This is a genomic window from Dactylosporangium cerinum (genome assembly GCF_042653625.1).
GTDB classification, from domain to species: domain Bacteria; phylum Actinomycetota; class Actinomycetes; order Mycobacteriales; family Micromonosporaceae; genus Dactylosporangium; species Dactylosporangium cerinum.
Genome location: NZ_JBHSIU010000086.1, coordinates 166,100 through 189,909 on the forward strand (window position 1 = coordinate 166,100; position 23,810 = coordinate 189,909).

Below are 23,810 nucleotides of genomic sequence, written 5' to 3' on the forward strand. Positions count from 1 at the left end.
GGGCCGCTCGGCTACCGGGCCGCTCGGCTACCGGGCCGCTCGGGCCTACAGGGGGCCGCGGCCGGCGCGGAGGATCAGCAGGGCCAGCTGGGTGCCGTCGGCGCCGAGCTCGGCGGAGAAGCGCTCCAGGATCTCCCGCTCGCGCGACAGCACCAGGCGGGTGCCGCCGGCGGCGACGCGGGTCGCGCCGACCTCGCGGGAGATCGCGGCGCGCTCCTTCCAGAGCGCGACCAGCGCCGCGTCGATCTCGTCGATCCGGTTACGCAGGCCGGCGATGTGCTCGTCGGCGGCGGGCTGCTGCTCCATGGTGATGGCGGCCATTCTCTCGTCCTTGTCAGTCTGGCTCTGGTGCCCCGCCCCGGGAACGCGAACGCCCCGGGCTCGGGAGCCCGGGGCGTCGGTAGGTTCAGCGTTCAGGCGCGACCTACGGCTGCCGGACTCCCGGAGCCGTAAAAAAAGTAGGGCCGCACCTGCTCGATCACGTCGTCGAGTATGGCACGGGATTCTCGGCGACGTGAAGTGCTCCGGCGGTTTTCTGTCAGTGGGTCGGCATAGACTCGCCCGTGCGATGCATGCTCTCTTCGATCTTCCCCAGTCAGAGCCGGCCGGCGTGACCGCTTCCGCCCCGGCTCAGCCGTCCCGCCGCCGCGATCCGGAGGCGCTGCTCGACGGGCTCAACGGTCCGCAGCGTGACGCCGTGACCCACGAGGGTTCCCCGCTGCTCATCGTCGCCGGCGCCGGCTCGGGCAAGACCAAGGTGCTGACCAGCCGGATCGCCTATCTGCTCGCGGCCCGTGCCGTGCACCCCGGTGAGATCATCGCGATCACCTTCACCAACAAGGCCGCCGGCGAGATGAAGGAGCGCGTCGCCAACCTCGTCGGCGGTCGCGCCCGGCTGATGTGGGTGTCGACGTTCCACTCGGCGTGCGTGCGCATCCTGCGGGCCGAGCACGACCACGCGGGTCTCAAGTCGACGTTCTCGATCTATGACGCCGACGACTCCCGCCGGCTCATGCAGCTCGTGATCCGCGAGCTCGACCTCGACCCGAAACGCTATCCGGCCCGCGGGCTGGCCGCGCAGGTCTCCAACCTGAAGAACGAGCTGATCGACCCCGAGGCCTTCACCGCCAAGGCGGTCGGCCCCGCCGAGCGGACCCTCGCCGAGGCCTACACGCTCTATCAGCAGCGCCTCACCGAGGCCCACGCGCTCGACTTCGACGACCTGATCATGCGCGTGGTGCACCTGCTGCAGAGCCACCCCGAGGTCGCCGAGACCTATCGCCGCCGGTTCCGCCACGTCCTCGTCGACGAATACCAGGACACCAACCACGCGCAGTACATGCTGGTGAAGGAGCTCGTCGGCAGCACCGGCGAGCTGTGCGTCGTCGGTGACGCCGACCAGTCGATCTATGCGTTCCGCGGCGCCACGATCCGCAACATCCTCGAGTTCGAGCGCGACTATCCCGACGCCCGCACCATCCTGCTGGAGCAGAACTACCGCTCCACCCAGACGATCCTGTCCGCCGCCAACGCCGTCATCGGCCGCAACACCGAGCGCAAGCCCAAGCGCCTGTGGAGCGACCAGGGCGCCGGCGAGCAGATCGTCGGCTATGTCGCCGACACCGAGCACGCCGAGGCCGACTGGGTCGCCCGCGAGATCGACCGGCTCTCCGACAACGCCGGCGTCCGCCCCGCCGACGTCGCCGTCTTCTACCGCACCAACGCGCAGTCCCGCGTGTTCGAGGAGATGTTCATCCGCTTCGGCCTGCCCTACAAGGTCGTCGGCGGCGTCCGTTTCTACGAGCGCAAAGAGGTTCGCGACGCCCTCGCCTACCTGCGCGCCGTGGTCAACGACGACGACACCGTCAGCGTCCGCCGGATCCTCAACACCCCCCGCCGCGGCATCGGCGACCGCGCCGAGGCGTGCGTCGAGGCCCTCGCCGCCCGCGAGCGCATCTCCTTCGGCGCCGCCCTGCGCCGCGCCGCCGAGGCCCCGGGCATCTCCACCCGCGCCGTCAACGCGATCGGCGACTTCGTCGCGTTGCTGGATGAGCTGCGCACCCTCGCCGAGACCGCCCTGCCCGAGGAGGTCCTCGAGGCCGCCATCGAGCGCTCCGGCTACCTGGGTGAGCTGGAGGAGAGCACCGACCCGCAGGAGGTCGGCCGGGTCGAGAACCTGCAGGAGCTGGTCAGCGTCGCCCGCGAATACACCGAGCGGGCCGAGGCCACCATCGCCGTCGCCGCCGAGCAGGGCGACGCCACCGCCGCCCCGCCGCCCACCGTCGCCGGCTTCCTTGAGCAGGTCTCCCTCGTCGCCGACGCCGACCAGATCCCCACCGACGACCCCGACCACACCGGCGTCGTCACCCTCATGACCCTGCACACCGCCAAGGGCCTCGAGTTCCCGGTCGTCTTCCTCACCGGCCTCGAGGACAGCGTCTTCCCGCACCAGCGCTCCATGAGCGACCGCAAGGAGCTGGAGGAGGAGCGCCGGCTGGCCTATGTCGGCATCACCCGGGCCCGCCAACGCCTCTACATCTCCCGCGCGGTCACCCGCTCCGCCTGGGGCCAGCCCGCATACAACCCGCCGTCACGCTTCCTCGAGGAGCTGCCACCCGAGCTGGTCCGGTGGGAGCGCACCGACGCGGCGTATACGAGCTGGTCCGGCGGCGGTGGCCACGGCGGCCGCAACACCGGCCCCGCCCAGTCCCGCACGTCCTCCTTCGTCGGTGGCACCCCGAAGGCAGCCCAGCTCGCCGCCAAACTCGGCCTGGACGCCTCCAAACTCTCCACCGCCAGCGAACTCGCTCGCGACGTCCCCTCCCTGACCGTCGGCGACCGCGTCAACCACCAGCGCTACGGCCTCGGCCGCGTCCTGGCCGTGGAAGGCGCGGGCCCCCGCGCCCAGGCCCAGGTCGACTTCGGCGACCAGGTGATGTGGATCGTCCTGCGCCACGCGCCCATCGACAAACTCTGACCCACCCCACCCAGTCCACACCAACCGACCACAGCACGACCGCCACCGCGCGGTGGCAGAGCACGAACGGGCTGCGCGGCTGGGTGCGGCGCTGTGAGGGCGGCTCGGCGCTGTGCGGACGGCGTGGACGGCTGGGCTCTGCGAGGTCGGTGCGGCTCGGTTGGGCAGGACTCAGCCCGGACAGGCGGAATGGTGCAGCGCGGATGGCGCGGCTGGGTTCGGCGTGGCGTGGACGGTGTTGCGCGGGGTCGCGTCTTGGATCACGAACGAACCGCCGCATTCACCCTTGGAACCCGGCGACTCGGCGTTCCGGCGAAAAAGTGTGGAGCGCAAGGGGTGCGTACGCTCCACCCATTCATGCTTTCCGCGGAGATCTCTTCGCCGATGTTGTTGCCGTGCGGACGGTCGGGAGCGCTGTGGTCGTCCACGCGACCAGCCGGCGCCTTCGATCACGCGGCCAAGATCGTTAGCCTGCGATGCGGGCTCTGCTGGCGTCCCGATTCGGGTTATTTGTTGGAATTTCTTGAAGCCGGTGGCAATCGAGAGCCCGCATCACGGCGGAGCATCACGACCGGGGCAGGCTGAACACAGAAGACGATCGCCGGTGGGCCCTGCTGGAGCACCGAAGGAGTAGCACGTTTGCCGGCGAGCCCTGCGCGGCAGTGCGTCCGTCGGCCCCGGCGTGCCTCGCGCCCATGGGGGGCGACTTCGCGGTTAGTTGTAGATGTCCTCGGTGTGCTTCTGGATGTCTACGCCGTGTTTGCGCATGAAGGCCAGGGGCTCGACCGGCTTGTCGTTCTCGCGGACCTCGAAGTGCAGGTGGGCGCCGAACGAGTGGCCGGTGTTGCCGGTGAGGGCGATCCGGTCGCCCGCCTTCACCAGTTGGCCTTCCTTGCACAGGAGCTTGGAGGCGTGGCCGTAGACGGTGACGATGCCGCCGCCGTGGTCGATCATGACGTTGTAGCCGTAGCCGCCGTTCCAGCGGCAGAGGATGACCTTGCCGGCGGCGACGGCGTTGAAGGGGGTGCCCTGGGGGGCGCCCAGGTCGACGCCGGGGTGCAGGCGGCCCCAGCGTTCGCCGTAGAAGGACGTCAGGGTGTAGCGCTGCATCGGCAGGATCCACACGTCGGGGGCGGGCATGTTGACCGTCGACATGGGGGTGGTGCGGGAGCGGCTGGCGCGGTCGTCGGTGCCGCGGACGCTGACGTCGTCGAAGTTGCCGCTGGCCTCCAGGGACAGGTCGTTGCGCGGCTCGGGCAGGGCGGTGGACACACCGAGGGCGACGATGCCGGCGCCGACGACGGCGGTGGTGAACACGGCGGCGTAGCGGGTGCGGGGCGACTCGGCCCGGCGGCGGCCGCGGTAGGCTCCGCGCCGCTGCGGTGCTTCGTCCACGCGTCACCTCCCAGGTGCCCCACGGGGAAGGTTCGAAATGAACCGGCTGTCCCGGCGAAGGCGGCAATTCCGATATGACGGAAACGTAAACGCATTGCAATGCTCAGCCGCAGGTCACCGTAGCCAATGTGGAATGCGCGCCACAAGCAGCGACAGGCCGGTAGGTGCAATGAGTGCCCGGGGGGTTGGTTGTGCGTAACTGTGGGTGCGCAAGGTCGTTGCGGACGTTCGATGCGGTACCTTCGGCCCGAGGTGTGCCGCAACGGAGCGGTGCGCCCAAACGGGAAGGACCGTGAGGATGAGCGCGCGGACCCGCGTCGTCATCGCCAAGCCCGGCCTCGACGGGCACGACCGAGGCGTCAAGATCGTGGCCAGGGCACTCCGGGACGCCGGGATGGAAGTCATCTACACGGGCCTGCACCAGACGCCGGAGCAGATCGTGGAGACCGCCATCCAGGAGGACGCCGACGCGGTCGGCCTGTCGGTGCTGTCCGGGGCGCACATGACGCTGTTCCGGAAGGTCATCGAGCTGCTCGCCGAGCGTGGCGCCGATGACATCCTGGTGTTCGGTGGCGGCATCATTCCCGACGACGACCTGCCGGAGCTGGAGCGGCTCGGGGTCAAGAAGATCTTCACGCCCGGGGCGACCACGCAGTCGATCGTGGAATGGGCGCAGGCGCACATCGTGACGGCGCATGCCTGATCGACGGCTCTATATGTAAAAAGAGCCGAAAAGAAAGAAACGGGAAAAGGGGGAGAGGCCGGACGCACCCCTCACGCGTCCGGCCTCTCTATCGCACGATGCCCCGCCGCCACCCCTCGACCGACAGGGCATCGGCCGCCTTTGGTGCCGGCCCTACCCCTCGGGGTGACCCGCGCGGGCGGGCCGACACTGCACTCAACGACGGTCCGTGGACGGGGTTACGCGGCTGGGCCCGGTGTACCTCTAAAGGGGAACCGGCTGTGGAATCCGGCACACCGTGCACCCGCCAAGTCGCAGCCTGTTCAGACCTGGTTAGGCTGCGAGCGTTGAGCCGTCCTCGCGATGGGGCAGGCGGCACGGTTGACGGAACGGGACCACTGTGGACCTGTACGAGTACCAGGGGCGCGCCCTCTTCGCCAAGCACGGGTTGCCTGTGCTGGGCGGCGGCGTCGCCGAGACCCCTGAAGAGGCCCGTGCGATCGCCGAGGAACTCGGCGGCCGGGTTGTCATCAAAGCCCAGGTGAAGGTCGGTGGCCGAGGCAAGGCCGGCGGCGTGAAGCTCGCCGAGGGTGCCGACGAGGCCACCAGCCACGCGACCAACATCCTGGGCATGGACATCAAGGGCCACACGGTCCACAAGGTGATGGTCACGACCACGGCCGACATCGCCGAGGAGTACTACTTCTCGTACCTGCTGGACCGGGCGAACCGCACGTTCCTGTGCATCGCCAGCGTCGCCGGCGGCATGGAGATCGAGACCGTCGCGCACGACGCGCCGGAGAAGGTCGCCAAGGTTGCGATCGACGCGGTCAAGGGCGTCGACGAGGCCACCGCCCGCGCGATCGTCGAGCAGGCGCAGTTCCCCGCCGACGTCGCCGACCAGGTCGTGTCGATCGCGGTCCAGCTGTGGCAGGCGTTCATCGCCGAGGACGCCACGCTGGTCGAGGTCAACCCCCTCGCGAAGACGACGGACGGCACGGTCCTCTGCCTCGACGCGAAGGTGACCCTCGACGAGAACGCGGGCTTCCGCCACGCGGACCACGAGGAGCTCGAGGACAAGGCCGCCGCCGACCCGCTCGAGCAGGCGGCGAAGGCCAAGAACCTCAACTATGTGAAGCTCGAGGGCAACGTCGGCATCATCGGCAACGGCGCGGGCCTGGTCATGTCGACGCTCGACGTGGTGGCCTACGCGGGCGAGGGCCTCGGCAGCAAGCCGGCCAACTTCCTGGACATCGGCGGTGGCGCCAGCGCCCAGGTCATGGCCAACGGGCTGGAGATCGTGCTCGGCGACCCGGACGTGAAGAGCGTGTTCGTCAACGTCTTCGGCGGCATCACCGCCTGCGACGCCGTCGCCAACGGCATCGTGCAGGCGCTGCAGCTGCTCAAGGACCGTGGCGAGGCGGTCTCCAAGCCGCTCGTGGTCCGCCTCGACGGCAACAACGCCGAAGAGGGTCGCCGGATTCTCGACGACGCCGCCAACCCGCTGATCGAGCGGGTCGACACGATGGACGGTGCGGCCCGCCGCGCCGCCGAGCTCGCAGCGAGTGGGGTGTAACGACCATGGCGGTATGGCTGACCGAGACCAGCAAGGTCATCGTCCAGGGCATGACGGGGGCCGAGGGCTCCAAGCACACCCGGCGGATGCTCGCCGCGGGCACGGACGTCGTCGGCGGCGTCAACCCGCGCAAGGCCGGCACGCAGGTCGACTTCGACGGCACGAAGTTGCCGGTGTTCGCCAGCGTGGCCGAGGCCATCGAGCAGACGGGCGCCGACACCAGCGTCATCTTCGTCCCGCCGGCGGGCACCAAGTCCGCGACGCTCGAGGCGATCGACGCGCAGATCCCCCTCGCGGTGGTCATCACCGAGGGTGTGCCGGTGCACGACACGGCCAACTTCTGGGCGCACCTGCAGTCCAGCGGCAGCAAGACCAGGGTGATCGGGCCCAACTGCCCCGGCATCGCCAGCCCCGGCAAGTCCAACGCGGGCATCATCCCGGCCGACATCACCGGCCCGGGCAAGATCGGCCTGGTCAGCAAGTCGGGGACGCTCACGTACCAGATGATGTACGAGCTGCGTGACATCGGCTTCTCCACCTGCATCGGCATCGGTGGCGACCCGGTCATCGGCACCACGCACATCGACGCGCTCGCCGCGTTCGAGGCCGACCCGGAGACCGCCGCGATCGTCATGATCGGCGAGATCGGCGGCGACGCCGAGGAGCGTGCGGCCGACTTCATCAAGGCCAGCGTGCGCAAGCCGGTCGTCGGCTACATCGCCGGCTTCACCGCGCCGCCCGGCAAGACCATGGGGCACGCCGGTGCGATCATCTCCGGCTCGGCGGGCACCGCCGACGCGAAGAAGCTCGCGCTGGAGGCCGCCGGCGTCCGCGTCGGCAAGACCCCCACCGAGACCGCCAACCTGATGCGCGATCTCGTCAAGGCGCTGTAAAGAGATTTGGGACGGCCGGGGTGAGTGACCGGCCGTCCTCTCTTTGACAGAGTAAGAGCGATGCCGACCACCCCAGAGGAACCAGACGACGGGGCCCCGACACGGCTGGCCGACCGGGAGACCGTCCGCCTGCCGATCCAGCGGCGCTCCACCCGGGGCCGCCCCCCGGGCCGTCGCCCTGCCCGGCGTGCCCCGCTGATCCTCGCCGCCACCGTCACCACGCTGTGGGCTGCCCTCGTCACGCTCGTGCCGGCCCTTGTCGTGGTCTGGCTGCTGCACGCCATGGACAGCTCCGGCGCCCCTCTCTGGCAGATCCTGCGCGTCGGCTCGGCCGGCTGGCTGCTCGCGCACTGGGTCCCGCTGGACACCGGGATCGGTCCGGTGTCCCTCGCGCCGCTCGCCCTGACCGCCGTCGCCGCCTGGCGGGTCTACCGGGCCGGGGTCCACACTGCCCGCGCCGTCGGCGCCCGGGCCCGCCCCACCGGTGGGACCTGGACGCCATGGCCCGCGGCGCGTGCCGGAGGGTGCGTCGCCGTCGTGTACGGGCTGCTCGGCGCCGTCACCGCGCTCGTCGCCGGGCACCGGGGCGTGGAGGTCTCCGTCGTGCGGGCGGGCTGCACCTTCGCCGGGTTCGGCCTGGTGGCCGGGGGACTCGGCGCGTTCGTCGAGGCCCGCGGCGTTGCCCGGCTCGCCGGCCGGCTGCCCGCGGTGCTGCGTGACGCGACCCGCACGGGCACGGTCGCCGCGCTGCTCATCCTCGGTGCCGGCGCCGCCGTCGCCGGGATGGCGATCGCGGTCAGCGGTGGTGACGCCGGTCAGATCATCGACGACTATCACACCGGCGTGGCGGGGCAGGTCGGCCTCGTCGTGCTGTGCGGCTTCTACACCCCCGACGTCGCCACGTGGAGCGCCAGCTACCTGGTCGGGCCGGGGTTCCACGTCGGCGCGGAGACGACGATCAGCGCGGCCGAGGTGTCGATGGGCCGGCTGCCCGCGGTGCCGCTGCTGGCCGGGCTGCCGTCGACGCCCGCGACCGGCTGGGCGCCGTTGCTGCTCGGGCTGCCCTTGGCGGCGGCGCTGATCGCCGGCTGGCTGCTGGCCCGCCGGTCGCTGCGCAACGACCCGGCGCGGGGCTGGGTGCCGTTGCTCGGCGCGGCCGCGTTGGCCGGGCCGGTCGCGGGGCTGCTGCTGGGGCTCGTGTCGGTCGCGGCGAGCGGGTCGGTCGGCGGCGGCGGCCTGGAGCAGGTCGGGCCGAATGCGGGGGCGGTCGGCTTCGTGGCGATGCTGATGGTGACGATCGGCACGGTGCTGGCGACGGCCGCCACGAAGATCGCGCTGCGGGTCCGGCAGGTCACGCCCTGACGTTTGCCCGTCGTCACGGCGAAGCGGTTGGGCAGATGGCTGGTCACCTTCGCGTCAGCGATGTCACAGCGCCTTGCGGTAGGGGTACCAAATGAAAAAACGCAAAAGGCCCGGCCGCTGCGAACAGCGAACCGGGCGATTGCGTTGGGCTCAGCGTGGGGTCTAGTAAACGGTGAACCAGCCGCTGGCCATGCCGGCGGCGTAGAGGACCCAGAAGCTGATCTCGATGACGACGCCGACGGCGCCGGTGATGATGCCCGCGAGCGCCATGCCGCCGTTGTTGGCGAGGCCCTGCTTGACCTTCTGCTGGCCGAGGTAGCCGAGCACGATCGCCGCGGCACCGAGCAGGACACCGATGTAGCAGCAGGCGAGCGGGATCGACACGATGCCGAGGATCATCGAGACGAGGCCGAGCGTGTTCTGCTGCTGCGGCTGGCCGTAGCCGGGCTGCTGGTAGCCGCCGGCCGGGTAGGCGCCACCGGAGGTCGGGTAGCCACCGCCCGAGGTCGGATACGGCTGGCCGGACACCGGCGGCTGCTGCGCGTAGGGGTCCTGGTAGGCGGGCTGCTGCGGCTGCGCGTACGGGTCCTGGTACGCCGGCTGCTGAGGCTGGGCGTAGGGGTCCGGCTGCTGCGGCTGCCCGTACTGGGGCTGCTGCCCGTACTGCGGCTGCTGACCGTAGGGGTCCTGGTACGGCTGCTGCTGCCCGTACGGATCCTGGCCCTGTGGTGGGTAGCCCATTGCGATGGCTCCTAAGGCTGGGGACAACTCATCGAGACGCGTTTTGCATCAGGGTAGTCCCGAGGGGGATACGGAACTTTGGCAGCGTACTGGTCAGGGTCGAGTCTTCGCAGTGCCGGAACGGTGGAACATCGGCAGCATGCCTGATTTGCTGCTATATGTCGCCCGGCCCGGCGCTGAGCAGGGCTGACCCGGTCGGTAGAGTTTTACGGTGACCGTTCGGCTTGTCGTGCTCGTGTCCGGTTCCGGTTCCAATCTGCAGGCGCTGCTCGATGCCGCCGCCGACCCTTCCTATGGTGCGTCGGTCGTCGCCGTCGGTGCCGATCGGCCCGACATCGAAGGGCTCACCAGGGCGGCCAAGCATGATGTGCCGACCTTTGTGACGGCCGTCCGTGATTTCGCGACCCGGGACGACTGGGACGCTTCCCTGACGGCGTCGTGCGAGGGGTTCGCGCCCGACCTGATCGTCTCGGCCGGCTTCATGAAACTCGTCGGCCCGCGGTTCCTCGCCTCGTTCGAGGGCCGTTATGTGAATACGCACAATGCGTTGCTCCCGGCGTTTCCGGGCATGCACGGGCCGCGGGACGCCCTCGCCTACGGGGTGAAACTCGCCGGCGCCACGCTGCACTTCGTCGACAGCGGCGTCGACACCGGGACGATCATCGCGCAGGTCGCGGTGCCCGTCCTCGACGACGACACCGAGGACACGCTCCTCGAACGGATCAAGGTGGCCGAGCGCCGCCAGCTGGTTGACACCGTCGGCCGGATGGCCCGCGAAGGCTGGACCGTCAACGAACGAAAGGTCAGGTTGGGTCGTGGCTAACCGCCGTCCCATCAGGCGCGCGCTCATCAGCGTCTACGACAAGACCGGGCTGGAGGATCTCGCGCGCGCCCTCGCCGGCGCCGGCGTCGAGCTCGTCTCCACCGGCTCGACAGCGGCCCGCATCGAGGCGGCCGGCCTGCCGGTCACCAAGGTCGAGCAGCTCACCGGGTTCCCCGAGACGCTCGACGGCAGGGTCAAGACCCTCCACCCCCGGGTCCACGCCGGCCTGCTTGCGGACCTGCGGCTCGAGACGCACGCCGCGCAGCTGGCCGAGCTGTCGATCGAGCCGTTCGAGCTGCTCGTGTCCAACCTGTATCCGTTCACCGACACGGTCGCGTCGGGTGCGTCCGACGACGAGTGCGTGGAGCAGATCGACATCGGCGGGCCGGCGATGGTGCGGGCCGCGGCGAAGAACTTCCCCAGCGTGGCGGTGGTGACGTCGCCTGCTTCGTACGGTGACGTGATCGCGGCTCTGGCGGCGGGAGGCTTCTCGCTGGACGAGCGGCGTTCGTTGGCCGGTGTCGCTTTTGCGCACATCGCCGAGTATGACGTTGCTGTTGCTGCGTGGTTTGCTCGCGATACTTCGGACTTTTCGGGTACGGCGCTGCGTCGTTCCGCCACGCTGCGGTACGGGGAGAACCCGCACCAGCCGGCCGCGCTGTACGTGGATCCGGCTGCCGCGCCCGGGCTCGCCCAGGCCGAGCAGCTCGGCGGCAAGGAGATGTCCTACAACAACTACGTCGACGCCGACGCCGCCTGGCGCGCCGCGCACGACTTCACCGAGCCCTGCGTCGCGATCATCAAGCACGCCAACCCGTGCGGCATCGCGATCGGCGCCGACGTGGCCGACGCGCACCGCAAGGCGCACGCGTGCGACCCGGTCAGCGCGTTCGGCGGGGTGATCGCCGTCAACGCCCCCGTCACCGTCGACCTGGCGAAGCAGATCAGCGAGATCTTCACCGAGGTCGTGGTGGCTCCCGCGTATGAGGAGGGCGCGGTCGCCGTCCTCACCGCCAAGAAGAACCTGCGGGTGCTGCAGGCCCCGGCCTGGACCCCGGCCGCGGTCGAGTCCCGGCAGGTCTCCGGCGGCGTCCTGGTCCAGGCCGCCGACCGCATCGACGCAGCCGGCGACGACCCGGCGAACTGGAAGCTCGTCACGGGTTCGGAGGCGTCGCCCGAGGTCAAGCGGGACCTCGAGTTCGCCTGGCGGGCCGTGCGCGCGGTCAAGTCCAACGCGATCCTGCTCGCCTCCGGCGGCGCGACCGTCGGCGTCGGCATGGGCCAGGTCAACCGGGTCGACTCCGTGCGCCTCGCGGTCTCCCGCGCCGGCGACCGGGCCGCCGGCTCCGTGGCCGCCTCCGACGCGTTCTTCCCCTTCGCCGACGGCCCGCAGGGCCTGATCGAGGCCGGCGTCACCGCCATCGTGCAGCCGGGCGGCTCGATCCGCGACGAGGAGGTCATCGAGGCGGCCCGCGCCGCCGGGGTGACGATGTACCTCACCGGCACGCGGCACTTCTACCACTAGGTCGCTGCTTCGGGGGCCCTCTACGGCGTTGTGATCTTCGCCGGTACGGGGGCCCCGAAGTACGTCGCCACCGCGTCGCTCACGGCATGGGCGCCCTTGTCGAGGGTGCCGCTCGCGCCCTGCTCGTACATGGCGGCCACCACGTATCGCTCGCCGGGACCCGCGAACCCGACCGTGTGCGTGACCCACACCGTCCGGCCGTTGACCGGCTTCTGCGCCCAGCCGTCCTTGTTGCCCGGGCTCAGCCCGCTGCCGGCGGCCCAGACCCCCCAGCGCTGGTTGCCGGCGACGTTGCGCAGCGTCTTGACCAGGTAGGCGCGGTCGGTCGGGTCGAGCTTGTCCAGCACGTAGCCCATCAACGCCTGCAGGTCCTCGGCGCTGCACCGCAGGTTCCGCCAGAACGCGTCGTAGCCCGGGACCACACTCAGGGTCTTCATGCCGAACCGCTGCTGGAACCGGCCGAGCATCCCCGGCCCGTCGTAGCGGTTCCACAACGCGGTCGCCGCGTCGTTGTCGGAGTTGATGAGCGCCTTGTCGAGGTTGGCGCGGTCGGTGGCGTCCAGCGCGATGGTCTGCTGCCGGTGCCGTTCGAGCAGGTCGGTGGCGATCGCCAGCTTGATCGTCGACGCGGTCCAGGTGGTGGCGGTGGTGTTGCCCGCCTTCCACACCGCGCCGGTCTGCCGGTCGCGGACCACGATGCCGAGAGTGCCGGGCTGCTGCTTGACGAACGCCGCCGCCTGGTCTGCTCCGCCTTTGGCGGGGCTTTGACTCGGCGCGCCGCTCGCGGTTTTTGTCGGATTTTCGCCCAACGCGCTGTTTTGCGACGCACTTTCGGTAGGCGCTTGCGCCGCCGGTTCGGCGTTTTGTGCTGGTTGGTCGCTTTTGTCGCTACCGCAGGCGGCGAGCGTGATGATGGTGAGAAGGGCGACTAGCCACTGCCGGACGGACACCCACGAACTGTAACGGCACGATCAACCTTGGGACGGCGGCGACGTTTGGCGGCAAGGCCACCGCTCGGCGCGACCTGTTCTGGGTCCTGCGTGGTCCTGCCGCTGCTCGAAGCCGTGTGCCAGACGTGGCTCTGGGCTGCTCGGATGGTTCCGGGCCGCTCGGATGGCTCCGGGCCGCTCGGATGGCTCTGGGCCGCTCGGATGGTTCCGGGCCGCCGGGACTGCCGCGGGTCACGGCGGTGCGGCCCGCGGTGAACGGCGCCCAGACCGGTCCCGCCGGGGCGACGGCGCTGAGCAGACGGGATGTCGCCGCCCGCCTACGCTGGGTCGGCGCCGAGCCGGATGCCTGGTCCCGTGCCGACCGGTGAGAGGTGGGTCAGGTGACGCTCAGGAACAGCTCCGTGGCCTTCTCCTCCCTGGTGGTCACGACGGCGTGGGTGGTGGTGGCGGCCAGGGCGACCTCCGGGCAGCGGGTCGTGCAGGCGATCGTGCGGTCCTCGGTGGAGCCGCCGTCCGTGGTGCGGGCGCCGATGAGGCGGAGGCGGCCGTCCGGGCCGCGCCACAGGATGTAGGCCTTGTCGGCGGCGGTGGTGGCGGCGAGGGGCTGGTAGGAGCCGAGGCCCGGCAGCCCGACGTCCCACTTGACGGCGCCGGTGCGGACGTCGACGGCGGTGAGGTGGGCGCGCTCGCCGCTGGGCTCGGCGTAGAGCAGGAGGCCGCCGGCGGCTGGGACGGCCAGGGCGCCGGCAGCATCGTGGCGGTTGCCGACGGTGCCGGTGTCCGCGTCCATGTAGACGGCGCGGCGGGGGGAGGCGCCGGTGACGGTGACGAAGCCGTCGCCGGTGGCGTAGATGCGCAGCTCGGTGGGGCTGCGCTGGATGGTGTGCCAGGACCAGCGCTCGGCGCCGGTGGTGGCGGTCAGGCCGACGGCGACGTCGTCGACGCCCTGGGCGCGGCAGCGCAGGGCGACCGCGACGGTCTCGGCGGTGGTGGCGAGGTCGGTGACGTCGCAGGGGCCGCCGTTGCGGGCGGGGGTCCACCGCCACAGCAGGGTGCCGGCGGTGGCGTCGATGCCGAGCAGGTCGCCGGCGCCGATGCCCGAGCCGGCGAGGACGACGGTGCGGCCGGCGCCGTGGACGGAGGCCATCTTCCCGGCCTGGTACCGCGCGGTGAACCGGACCTGCCCGCTGCCGGCGTCCAGCGCCGTGACGAGCACGCCGTCGTCGGTGCCGAAGACCACGACGACGGTGCCGCCGGCCGGGCCGTCGACCAGGCCGGCGGTCTGGGTCGGCAGGTCGGAGCGCAGGTAGCGCCACGCGATGGCGCCGCTGGCCAGCCACACGGCCCGGACGCCGTCCTCGGCCCGCACGATCGCCAGCTGATCGTGGACCCCGACGAGTTGCACCCCGACATACGGCAGTGGCCAGGTCTGGTCGCCTGCGGCGGTGGGCGGATCGCCGGCGGTCGTGGCGTCGACGAAGCGGCCCTCGCGGGCGTAGTCCACGGCGAACCCGGCGACGACTGCCAGCACCACCACGGTCGCGGCAACCGTGAGCCAGGGCCGGGCCGATCCCGGCAGCGCGCCGGGGCCGCCGATGGCGGCCAGCAGCCAGCCGAGGGTGAGGGCGGCCGCGCCGGCGACGGTGACCGGGCCGCCCAGGCCGACGCCGGCGCTGGGCTCGACCAGCCGGGCGAGGCCGATGGCGACGAGGGTCGCGGCGAGCCCGGCCACGGCCGCGACGGCGGCGGTCAGCCGGAACCGGCGCGGCTCGGTGCGTGCATAAGCCACGCAGAGCCCGCTGAGCAGCGGCCCGAGGAACACGATGCCGGCGATCGTCACCCCGTCGGGGTGGCGGCTGCCGGACAGGGTCCAGGGCAGCGCGAGGCCGGTGACGACGGCGGCGATGCCGGCGACCACGGCGACGAGCCCGGTCCCGCGGATGACCGGACGCACGGCGAAGCGGCCAGCGGGACGCGCTGCGGAGCGCGAGAGATTCACGAGGAACAGGATGCCGGGTACCTACGACAATTTCACGCGGCGCTTCTGTCGGTAAGCGGCGGACTTCGCTCGGTTCTGGCACGCGAGCGAGCAGAAGCGCCGCGAGGCGTTCTTGGTGACGTCGAGGAAGTACGCGTCGCACACCTCGGCGTCGCAGCGGCCGAGCCGGTGGGTCTGCCGGGTGCCGACGAGAAACGCCAGGCTGGTCGCCGACTCCGCGGCCCAGGCGTCAACGACGTTGGCGTCCACGGCGTGGAACGCGAGGACGGCGGACCCGTGCAGGTTGGGCACCGCGCCGTGGTCGGCGAGCACCGCGTTGAGCGCGGCGGCGGCGCTGTGCAGGTCTGCGGCGATGCACGCGTCCACCGCGGCCCGGAGCCGGGTGGCGGCGTCGGTCAGGATGTCGACGTCGGCGCCGGCCAGTGGAAACCCCTGCCAGCGCTCACTCTCGGCCAGGTCGGTGAATGCGGTGCCGATGCGCTGGTCCACCCCCAGATGACGGCCCTGCCGCGGCGTCACCACGAGGTCGTTGACGAGGACGAGGCACAGCTCGACGTGCGTCAACACGTAACTGTCTATTTCGCCTTGACCAGTGATGCCGCTGCCTACTATCGTCACTGGCATAGCTTAACTTGGCAGTGACGGGGAGTGGTCCAAGATGGAGTTCGAGTTCACCGACGCGGGTCGCATCCTGGCCGGCATCGCCCTGCTCTCGATCGTCACGATCGAGGTCGGCGGCTGGTTCCTCACCAAGATCGTGCGCGGTGACGTGCCGATGACGCCCTTCCAGCAGGCCTTCGCACGTGCTGGACACGCCCACGCCGGCGTCTTGGTCACGCTCGGGCTCGTGGGCATCCTCTATGCCGACCTGGCCGGGATCGACGGAGTCCTCGGCTGGATCGCGCGGGGTGGTGTGCTGGCTGCTGCCATTCTCATGTCCGGCGGATTCTTCGCGTCGTCCGCAGGCAAGGGCCGCACGAAACCCAACGGGGCCATGGTGATGATCTGGATCGGCGCGGTGTCGCTCGCGGCGGGCGTGGTGAGCCTCGGGGTCGGGGTCCTCGGCTCCTGATCCCTTCGATGCAGTACGCTCGTACTGCTAAGCGAAGGCAAGCCGCGAGAGGAGCGCCCGGCCGATGGCGAAGATCAAGGTAAACAACCCTGTCGTCGAGCTCGACGGCGACGAGATGACCCGCATCATCTGGAAGCAGATCCGCGAGCAGCTGGTCCTGCCGTACCTCGACGTCGACCTGAAGTACTACGACCTGTCGATCGAGTACCGCGACCAGACCGACGACCAGGTCACCATCGACGCGGCCAACGCCATCAAGCAGTACGGCGTCGGCGTCAAGTGCGCGACGATCACCCCGGACGAGGCCCGGGTCGAGGAGTTCAAGCTCAAGAAGATGTGGCGGTCGCCGAACGGCACCATCCGCAACATCCTCGGCGGCGTGGTCTTCCGTGAGCCGATCATCATGTCCAACGTCCCGCGGCTCGTCCCGGGCTGGACCAAGCCGATCATCATCGGCCGTCACGCCCACGGCGACCAGTACAAGGCGACGGACTTCGTCGTGCCCGGCCCCGGCAAGGTCACCGTGACCTACACGCCCGAGGACGGCGGCGCGCCGATCGAGTTCGAGGTCGCGAAGTTCCCCGGCGGCGGTGTCGCCATGGGCATGTACAACTACGACGACTCGATCCGCGACTTCGCCCGCGCGTCGCTGCGCTACGGCCTCGACCGCGGCTACCCGGTCTACCTGTCGACCAAGAACACGATCCTGAAGGCCTACGACGGCCGGTTCAAGGACCTGTTCGCCGAGGTCTTCGAGAACGAGTTCAAGGACGAGTTCGCGGCGGCCGGCATCACCTACGAGCACCGCCTCATCGACGACATGGTCGCCGCCGCCCTGAAGTGGGAGGGTGGCTTCGTCTGGGCCTGCAAGAACTACGACGGCGACGTCCAGTCCGACACGGTCGCGCAGGGCTTCGGCTCGCTCGGCCTGATGACCAGTGTCCTGATGACCCCGGACGGCAAGACCGTCGAGGCGGAGGCCGCCCACGGCACCGTCACGCGGCACTACCGCCAGTGGCAGAAGGGCGAGAAGACCTCGACGAACCCGATCGCGTCCATCTTCGCGTGGACGCGTGGCCTCGCCCACCGCGGCAAGGTCGACGGCACGCCGGAGGTCACCGCGTTCGCCGACACGCTCGAGCAGGTCTGCGTCGACACCGTCGAGGCCGGCCAGATGACCAAGGACCTCGCGCTGCTCATCTCGCGCGACGCGCCGTGGCTCACGACCGACGAGTTCATGAACGCCCTCGACCAGAACCTGGCCAAGCGCCTCGGCGCCTGACCGCCCATCGCAAATCTGGTCAAGCACCTCGGCGCCTGACCGTTGCGAACCTGGTCAAGCGCTTCGGCGCCTGACCACTATCGCGAGTCCGGTCAAGCGCTTCGGCGTCTGACCACCATCGCAAGAGGGGCCCTTCGCGCGAAGGGCCCCTTTTCATATGCCGTGACCCCGGCGATGCAGGGCGCCCAGGACGCTTTCGACCTTGACCACGCCCGTGACGGCGGCGAGGGCGATCGCGGCCCGCGGTTCGCGCCAGTTGGAGCGCATCGCGGCCTTGGTCCAGAGCCAGGCGTCGCGGCGGTTGCCCGAGGCCGCGGACCAGCAGGCGAGCTGGCCGTAGACCCGGCCCGCTCCGGTTCCGGAGCCGGCAATCTCCGGATGGCGCGTCATCATCCATCGCAGTGAGGCCATTTTGGTGGCGTACTCGTAAGCGAACATCGATGTGCGTCCCCACAGGACGCGGACGAGCGGCTCGTCGACGTGGACGATCTCGCCGCGTTTGGCGGCCCGCAGCAGCAGGTCCCAGTCCTCGTTCTGGCTGCCGGGCGCGTCCTCGGCGACGAGACCCATCTCGTCGTCGGCGAACACGAAGCGGCGCACCAGGAACGTCGACGAGTGCAGCATCGACATCCGGGAGCGGATCAGGTCGTCGAGGCCCACCAGGGTCGCCCCGGCAAGACGGGGGGTGAGCCGGTCGCCGAACTCGACCTCGATCGCCGCCGTGCAGAACTCCGCCTGGGGACGTTGCTGCAGCGCGAGGACCTGACGCCGCAGCTTGGTGGGGGTCCACGCGTCGTCGTCGTCACAGAAGGCGACCAGGTCGGTGTCCAGGGCCACGATGCCGGTGTTGCGGGCCCCGGCGAGGCCGGGCTTGCGCAGGTTGGGCAGGACGTCGAGGGGGCGGTCGCCGCCACGGCACAGGGTCACGTCCGGGTCGTGCTGGTCGAACACGACGATCGTGCGGACCGGGCCCGGGTAGTCCTGGGCGACGATGCCCTCCACGGCGCGGGCGAGCAGTTCGGGCCGGTTGCGGGTCGGCACCACCACGCCGACGCTGGGCCAGTGGCCGGCGGTGTTCATCGGGCCCCCCGGTAGCCGTACATGCCGAGCAGCGGTGCGGTGAGCGCGCTGACGACGCGCCGCTGCCGCCCCGGCAGGGCCGTGCGCCACGCGTCGTCGCGGCGCAACGGGACCGGTCCCACGGTGAACCGCATCGGGTTGCCGGCGGCGCTGTGACACGGCCCGAGCTCCGCGGTCCCGCCGCGCAGGAAGTCCATGCCGTCCGTCGCCAGACCGGAAAACTCCGAAATTTCGGATAAGACAGACTCGGGGGAGTCGAGGAGCGACTCGTAGCGGACCCGCATGACCGGCACGCCGCACCGGTGCAGCACCGACAGGGCCGTGTTGTGCGCGTTCCACAGCAGTGCCGACCGGCTCGGCGAGTAGCGGGTCATCTCCTCCGCGCCGTCCGTCTCCGGCCGGGTCACCGTCTTCGTCCACGAATATGCGACCCCGCGGCTGTCCCGCACCACGTGCACGACCCGCAGGTCGATGCTCGGTGCGTACCGCAGGCAGTACGCGAGCGCCGCGTGCTTGGACGAGTCGACGAGGACCTCCGCCCCGGACACGACCGCGGCGGCCTCGTAGAGCCGGGCGTACCAGTCGGCGTACTCCTCGACGAGCAGGCGGTGCGATGGGCTCATCCGCACGCTGGCCAGCCGCGGAATGTGCCTGGTCCGCTCGACCGCGTGCCGCAGCGCGAGCACCCGCCACACGTCGACGTGCTGCCATCCGCCGAACGCCTTCTCCCCGACCGCCTGCCAGAAGTCGCAGGACGAGAAGTGTGCCCCGCAGGCGCAGCGCTCGTCACCGGCGACGTCGCGCTCCCACAGGTGGACGACCTCGCCGAGCGGGCACACGCCGGGCAGCTCGCCGAGCAGGCGCTCCAGCAGGGTGGTCCCGCTGCGCCCGAGCCCGCCGAGGAACAGAACGCGTACCAACCGTCCTCCTTGGTCGTTTTGGTAGATATGCCAGCTGTGCTGGCATCTGTTACCTCTAACGACGAATTACGGATGAACGATGCTGCACACCAGAGCGCGCTGGCGGCGGGTCCCTCTCGGCGGCCTCTCCGTGGACCCATTGACCGAGGCGGAAGTCGTCTCCCACGTGCGCTCGGCGCTGGCCCGCGGCGAGGGCGGCTGGATCGTCACGCCCAACGTCGACATCCTCCGTCACGTGTCCCGCGACCCCCAGCTGCGCGCCCAGCTCCGTGAGGCCGACCTCGTCGTCGCCGACGGCACGCCCCTGGTCTGGGCGGCCCGCCTCGCCGGCTGGAACCTCCCCGCCCGCGTCGCCGGCTCAGACCTGATCTGGTCGCTCTCCCGGGCCCTCGCCGCCGACGGTGGCAGCGTCTTCGTCCTCGGTGGCACGCCCGCCGCCGACGGCCCCGACGGGGCCTACCGCGCCGCCGCCGTCCTTGCCGACACCTGCCCCGGCCTGCGCGTCGCCGGCACGCTGTGCCCCCCGTTCGGCTTCGACACCGACCCCGCGAGCCTCGAAGCCGTGTGCGCCGCGGTCATCGACGCCGAGCCGGAGATGGTCTACGTCGGCATCGGCTTCCCGCGCCAGGAGCACCTGATCCGCCGGCTGCGTGCGGCACTGCCCGGCACCTGGTTCCTGGGCTGCGGTGCCGCGGTGAACTTCGTGGCCGGCGACATCCAGCGGGCGAACCCGGCCATGCAGAAGGCCGGCCTGGAATGGCTCGACCGCCTGGCCCGCGAACCTCGCCGGCTGGCGCGCCGCTATCTGCGCGAGGACGCGCCGTTCGCCGCGGCGCTGCTGGCGCGTTCCCTGCATCATCGGCTGACCCACCGGCCTGCGCATCGGGCCTGAAGGGGCACCGGTCAAGACACCGGCACCGGATCGCCGAGCACCGTCTTCAACAGCTCAGCACCCCACTCCAGCAGTTGCGTGTCCCGCATCGGCTCGCCACCGACCCGGCGGGTCGACGGCCGGGGCAGGGAGACCGTGTCGGCCGCCGCCTTGTAGACCGACTCCGGGTAGAGGCGCTTGAGACGCATCTGCTTCGAGTCGGCCAGCTGCAGCGGGCCGAAGCGGACGTGCTTGCCCTGCAGGGAGACGTCGGTCAGACCGTAGGCGCGGGCGAGGAACCGGAACCGGGCGACCGCGAGCAGGTTGGCGACCGGCAGCGGCGGCTCGCCGTAGCGGTCCTTCATCTCGGCCACGATCTCGTCGAGGGCCGGGTCGTCCTTGGCGCCGGCGATCTTGCGGTAGATCTCGAGGCGGAGGCGTTCGGCGGAGATGTATTCGAGGGGCAGGTGGGCGTCGACGGGCAGGTCGATCTTGACGTCGGGCTGCTCCTCCTCCTCGGGGCGCTCGCCCTTGAACTGCGCGACGGCCTCGCCGACCATTCGCACGTAGAGGTCGAAGCCGACGCCCTCGATGTGGCCGGACTGCTCGCCGCCGAGGAGGTTGCCGGCGCCACGGATCTCGAGGTCCTTCATCGCGACATACATGCCGGCGCCGAGCTCCGAGTGCTGCGCGATGGTGGCGAGCCGCTCGTGGGCGTGCTCGGTCAGCGGCTTGTCCGGCGGGTAGAGGAAGTATGCATACGCCCGCTCGCGGCCACGGCCGACGCGGCCACGGATCTGGTGCAGCTGGGACAGGCCGAGCAGGTCGGCGCGCTCGACGATGAGGGTGTTGGCGTTGGGGATGTCGATGCCGCTCTCCACGATCGTGGTGCAGACGAGGACGTCGAATTCCTTCTCCCAGAAGCCGACCATGATCTTCTCGAGGGCGTCCTCGGTCATCTGGCCGTGCGCGACCGCGATCCGGGCCTCGGGGACGAGGTCGCGCAGCTTGCGGGCGGCACGCTCGATCGACTCGACCCGGTTGTGCAGGTAGAAGACCTGGCCGTCGCGGAGCAGCTCGCGGTGGATGGCGGCGGAGACCTGCTTGTCGTCCTGCGCGCCGACGAACGTGAGGACCGGATGCCGCTCCTCCGGCGGGGTCGCGATCGTCGACATCTCGCGGATGCCGGTGATCGCCATCTCCAGGGTGCGGGGGATCGGGGTGGCGGACATGGTGAGCACGTCGACGGAGGCCCGCAGCTGCTTCAGGAACTCCTTGTGCTCGACGCCGAAGCGCTGCTCCTCGTCGACGATGACCAGGCCGAGCTGCTTGAACCGGGTCGCGGTCTGCAGCAGCCGGTGGGTGCCGATGACGATGTCGACGGTGCCGTCGGTGACCTTCTCCATGGTCAGCTTCGTCTCGGTCGGGGTCTGGAAGCGCGAGAGCTGCCGCACCTCGACCGGGAACTGCGACACCCGCTCGGAGAACGTGTTGAAATGCTGCTGCGCGAGCAGCGTCGTCGGCACGAGCACGGCGACCTGCTTGCCGTCCTGGACGGCCTTGAAGGCGGCGCGCACCGCGATCTCGGTCTTGCCGTAGCCGACGTCGCCGCAGATGAGCCGGTCCATCGGGGTCGACTTCTCCATGTCGCCCTTGACCTCTTCGATCGCGGCGAGCTGGTCGGGGGTCTCCTGATACGGGAACGCGTCCTCCAGCTCACGCTGCCACGGCGTGTCCGGGCCGAACGCGTGACCCTGCGAGTTCTGCCGGACCGCATAGAGCTGGATGAGCTGCGCGGCGATCTCCCGGACCGCCTTGCGGGCCCGCGACTTCGCCTTCTGCCACTCGGAGCCGCCCATCTTGTGCAGGGTGGGCGTCTCCCCGCCGACATAGCGCGACAGCTGGTCGAGCTGGTCGGTGGGCACGAAGAGCCGGTCGCCGGGCTGGCCACGCTTGGTCGCGGCGTATTCCAGGACCAGGTATTCCCGGTCGGCGCCGTTCACCGTGCGCTGCACCATCTCGATGTATCGCCCGATGCCGTGCTGCTCGTGCACCACGTAGTCGCCGGTGCGCAGTTCCAGCGGGTCGATCTGGTTGCGCCGACGCGACGGCATCTTGCGCATGTCCTTGGTGGACGCGCCCCGGCCGCCGGAGATGTCGGTGCCGGTGATGATCGCCAGGCGGGCGCCCTCGTCGAGGTAGCCGTTGCCGAGCGAGCCGGTGGTGACCGTGACGATGCCGGGGTCGGGGACCGAAGCGATCCCGTCGACCAGCGAGACCCCCAGCCCGGCGTCGCGGAGCACCTCGACGGCGCGCTGCGCCGGGCCGGAGCCCTCGAAGACCAGCGCCATCCGCCACCCGTCACCGGCGAGCCGCTTCAGGTCGTCGACGACGCGGGCGGTCTCGCCGTGATAGAGCGGCGCGGGCTGGGCGGGCAGCGCGATGGAGATCGCGTCGTCCGAGACGGTGACGTCGGGCTCCTCGCCGAGCCGCCACGGCTCATCCACAGCCGGGGCGGGGGAGAGCGAGAACGCGCTCAGCGACCACCACGGCAGGCCGAGCGACGCCGCGGCCGCACGGACCTCGGACAGGCTCTTGAACGCGGCCGCGCCGAGGTCGATCGGTGCCTTCCCGCCGACTGCGGCGGCGGCCCAGCTCGCCTCCAGGAACTCCTCGCTGGTGCGGACCAGGTCGTGCGCCCGGGTGCGGATCCGCTCCGGGTCGCACAGCAGCACGTGCGTGCCGGCCGGCATGGTGTGCAGGACCAGCTCGAGGGAGTCGGTGTCGCCGAGCAGCGCCGGTGCCAGGGACTCCATGCCCTCCACGGGGATGCCGCCGGCCAGCTTGTCCAGCAGCTCCGCCAGCTGCGGGTGGTCCGTCGACAGCGCCGCGGCCCGGGCCCGGACCTCGTCGGTGAGCAGCAGCTCCCGGCACGGCGGCGCCCACAGCCGCTCGACCTTCTCGATGGTGCGCTGGTCGGCGACGGCGAAGGTGCGGATCTCCTCGACCTCGTCACCCCAGAACTCCACCCGCAGCGGGTGCTCCTCGGTCGGCGGGAACACGTCGAGGATCCCGCCGCGCACCGCGAACTCGCCCCGCTTGGTGACCAGGTCGACCCGTGCATAGGCGAGGTGCGCCAGCCGCACCACGAGCTCGTCGAGGTCGGCGGTGTCGCCGCCGGACAAGGCAACCGGCGAAAGATCACCCAGGCCCTTGAGCTGCGGCTGAAGCACGGAACGGACAGGCGCCACGACAACCCGGGGCATGCCCGCGTCAGGTGTGGGGTGCGCGAGACGGCGCAGCACGGCCAGGCGCCGCCCGACGGTGTCGGAGCGCGGGGAGAGGCGCTCGTGCGGCAGCGTCTCCCAGGCCGGGTAGACGACGACGTCGGCAGGGTCGAGCAGGCAGCCGAGCGCGGCGGCCAGGTCTTCGGCCTCCCGGCCGGTGGCGGTGACCGCCAGGACCGGCCGTTCCGCCGCCACGACCGCCGTCACGAAGGTGCGCAGCGACGGTGGCGCGGTCAGGTCGACCTGATCGCTGCGACCGCCCCGGGCCAGGTCACGGACACGGGCGAGCGCTGAATCCAACAAAGCGGCGGAGGTGAGACCGGCAAGCCTTGGCATCGGTGCAACCCAATCTGCACGGCAAACAACCCCGGCACC

The 23,810-nt window shown here is 70.8% G+C and carries 19 protein-coding genes; 10 read left to right on the forward strand and 9 right to left on the reverse strand.

The annotated features are described in order from the left end of the window. Positions 1 to 45: 45 nt before the first annotated feature. Complete coding sequence (locus ACFPIJ_RS49770; RefSeq protein ID WP_308442021.1) at positions 46 to 570, reverse strand: chorismate mutase; 525 nt, start codon at positions 568 to 570, stop codon at positions 46 to 48. Here ACFPIJ_RS49770 and pcrA point away from each other — a divergent pair. Beyond that, on the forward strand, positions 569 to 2,977 hold the full coding sequence (pcrA, locus tag ACFPIJ_RS49775; RefSeq protein ID WP_380126489.1) for a DNA helicase PcrA: 2,409 nt from the start codon (positions 569 to 571) through the stop codon (positions 2,975 to 2,977). The genes ACFPIJ_RS49770 and pcrA overlap by 2 nt on opposite strands. A gap of 714 nt (positions 2,978 to 3,691) precedes the next feature. Here the strand turns inward: pcrA and ACFPIJ_RS49780 are convergent. Further along, positions 3,692 to 4,372, reverse strand: coding sequence for a M23 family metallopeptidase (locus ACFPIJ_RS49780; RefSeq protein ID WP_380126490.1), 681 nt, complete (start codon positions 4,370 to 4,372; stop codon positions 3,692 to 3,694). Positions 4,373 to 4,670: 298 nt separating this feature from the next. Here ACFPIJ_RS49780 and ACFPIJ_RS49785 point away from each other — a divergent pair, with 298 nt between their 5' ends. The 4 genes from ACFPIJ_RS49785 (at position 4,671) to ACFPIJ_RS49800 (ending at position 8,885) form a co-directional block, all read left to right on the forward strand. After that, positions 4,671 to 5,075, forward strand: coding sequence for a cobalamin B12-binding domain-containing protein (locus ACFPIJ_RS49785; protein ID WP_380126491.1), 405 nt, complete (start codon positions 4,671 to 4,673; stop codon positions 5,073 to 5,075). Positions 5,076 to 5,454: 379 nt separating this feature from the next. Next, entirely contained in the window at positions 5,455 to 6,630 is a 1,176-nt protein-coding gene (gene sucC / locus ACFPIJ_RS49790; protein WP_380126492.1) for an ADP-forming succinate--CoA ligase subunit beta, read from the forward strand. A 5-nt stretch (positions 6,631 to 6,635) separates the two neighbouring features. Then, a complete protein-coding gene (gene sucD / locus ACFPIJ_RS49795) occupies positions 6,636 to 7,523 on the forward strand; it encodes a succinate--CoA ligase subunit alpha (RefSeq protein WP_380126493.1) in 888 nt (295 codons plus the stop codon). A 60-nt stretch (positions 7,524 to 7,583) separates the two neighbouring features. Continuing rightward, positions 7,584 to 8,885 (forward strand): cell division protein PerM, encoded by a 1,302-nt coding sequence (locus tag ACFPIJ_RS49800; protein WP_380126494.1) that lies wholly within the window; start codon positions 7,584 to 7,586, stop codon positions 8,883 to 8,885. 162 nt (positions 8,886 to 9,047) lie between these two features. Here the strand turns inward: ACFPIJ_RS49800 and ACFPIJ_RS49805 are convergent, their stop codons facing one another. Next, positions 9,048 to 9,626, reverse strand: a complete 579-nt coding sequence (locus ACFPIJ_RS49805; protein ID WP_380126495.1) for a DUF4190 domain-containing protein — start codon at positions 9,624 to 9,626, stop codon at positions 9,048 to 9,050. Positions 9,627 to 9,837: 211 nt separating this feature from the next. On the opposite strand from ACFPIJ_RS49805, the gene purN reads away from it, so the two are divergent. Both purN and purH read left to right on the forward strand, forming a co-directional pair. Further along, positions 9,838 to 10,449 (forward strand): phosphoribosylglycinamide formyltransferase, encoded by a 612-nt coding sequence (purN, locus tag ACFPIJ_RS49810; RefSeq protein WP_380126496.1) that lies wholly within the window; start codon positions 9,838 to 9,840, stop codon positions 10,447 to 10,449. Then, a complete protein-coding gene (gene purH / locus ACFPIJ_RS49815; protein ID WP_380126497.1) occupies positions 10,442 to 11,974 on the forward strand; it encodes a bifunctional phosphoribosylaminoimidazolecarboxamide formyltransferase/IMP cyclohydrolase in 1,533 nt (510 codons plus the stop codon). Before purN ends, purH begins: the two co-directional genes overlap by 8 nt. 20 nt (positions 11,975 to 11,994) lie before the next feature. Here purH and ACFPIJ_RS49820 read toward each other — a convergent pair whose 3' ends face one another. The 3 genes from ACFPIJ_RS49820 to ACFPIJ_RS49830 form a co-directional block, all read right to left on the reverse strand. Further along, entirely contained in the window at positions 11,995 to 12,669 is a 675-nt protein-coding gene (locus tag ACFPIJ_RS49820) for a serine hydrolase (protein ID WP_380126498.1), read from the reverse strand. Between the two features lie 631 nt (positions 12,670 to 13,300). Beyond that, positions 13,301 to 14,923, reverse strand: coding sequence for a PQQ-binding-like beta-propeller repeat protein (locus ACFPIJ_RS49825; protein ID WP_380126499.1), 1,623 nt, complete (start codon positions 14,921 to 14,923; stop codon positions 13,301 to 13,303). Between the two features lie 21 nt (positions 14,924 to 14,944). Continuing rightward, positions 14,945 to 15,487: a CGNR zinc finger domain-containing protein gene (locus ACFPIJ_RS49830; RefSeq protein WP_380126500.1), complete on the reverse strand. Its 543-nt coding sequence runs from the start codon at positions 15,485 to 15,487 to the stop codon at positions 14,945 to 14,947. A 94-nt stretch (positions 15,488 to 15,581) separates the two neighbouring features. On the opposite strand from ACFPIJ_RS49830, the gene ACFPIJ_RS49835 reads away from it, so the two are divergent. Further along, a complete protein-coding gene (locus tag ACFPIJ_RS49835; protein ID WP_203845176.1) occupies positions 15,582 to 15,995 on the forward strand; it encodes a hypothetical protein in 414 nt (137 codons plus the stop codon). Between the two features lie 64 nt (positions 15,996 to 16,059). Then, positions 16,060 to 17,277: an NADP-dependent isocitrate dehydrogenase gene (locus ACFPIJ_RS49840; RefSeq protein ID WP_203845177.1), complete on the forward strand. Its 1,218-nt coding sequence runs from the start codon at positions 16,060 to 16,062 to the stop codon at positions 17,275 to 17,277. 153 nt (positions 17,278 to 17,430) lie between these two features. Here ACFPIJ_RS49840 and ACFPIJ_RS49845 read toward each other — a convergent pair whose 3' ends face one another. Continuing rightward, positions 17,431 to 18,357 carry a glycosyltransferase family 2 protein gene (locus ACFPIJ_RS49845; RefSeq protein ID WP_380126501.1) on the reverse strand — a complete coding sequence of 309 codons (927 nt, stop codon included), beginning with the start codon at positions 18,355 to 18,357 and terminating at the stop codon, positions 17,431 to 17,433. Continuing rightward, positions 18,354 to 19,277: a sulfotransferase gene (locus ACFPIJ_RS49850; RefSeq protein WP_380126502.1), complete on the reverse strand. Its 924-nt coding sequence runs from the start codon at positions 19,275 to 19,277 to the stop codon at positions 18,354 to 18,356. Before ACFPIJ_RS49850 ends, ACFPIJ_RS49845 begins: the two co-directional genes overlap by 4 nt. Positions 19,278 to 19,356: 79 nt before the next feature. Here ACFPIJ_RS49850 and ACFPIJ_RS49855 point away from each other — a divergent pair, with 79 nt between their 5' ends. After that, on the forward strand, positions 19,357 to 20,169 hold the full coding sequence (locus tag ACFPIJ_RS49855) for a WecB/TagA/CpsF family glycosyltransferase (RefSeq protein WP_380126503.1): 813 nt from the start codon (positions 19,357 to 19,359) through the stop codon (positions 20,167 to 20,169). A gap of 11 nt (positions 20,170 to 20,180) precedes the next feature. Here ACFPIJ_RS49855 and mfd read toward each other — a convergent pair whose 3' ends face one another. After that, on the reverse strand, positions 20,181 to 23,771 hold the full coding sequence (mfd, locus tag ACFPIJ_RS49860) for a transcription-repair coupling factor (protein WP_380126504.1): 3,591 nt from the start codon (positions 23,769 to 23,771) through the stop codon (positions 20,181 to 20,183). Positions 23,772 to 23,810: the final 39 nt, after the last annotated feature.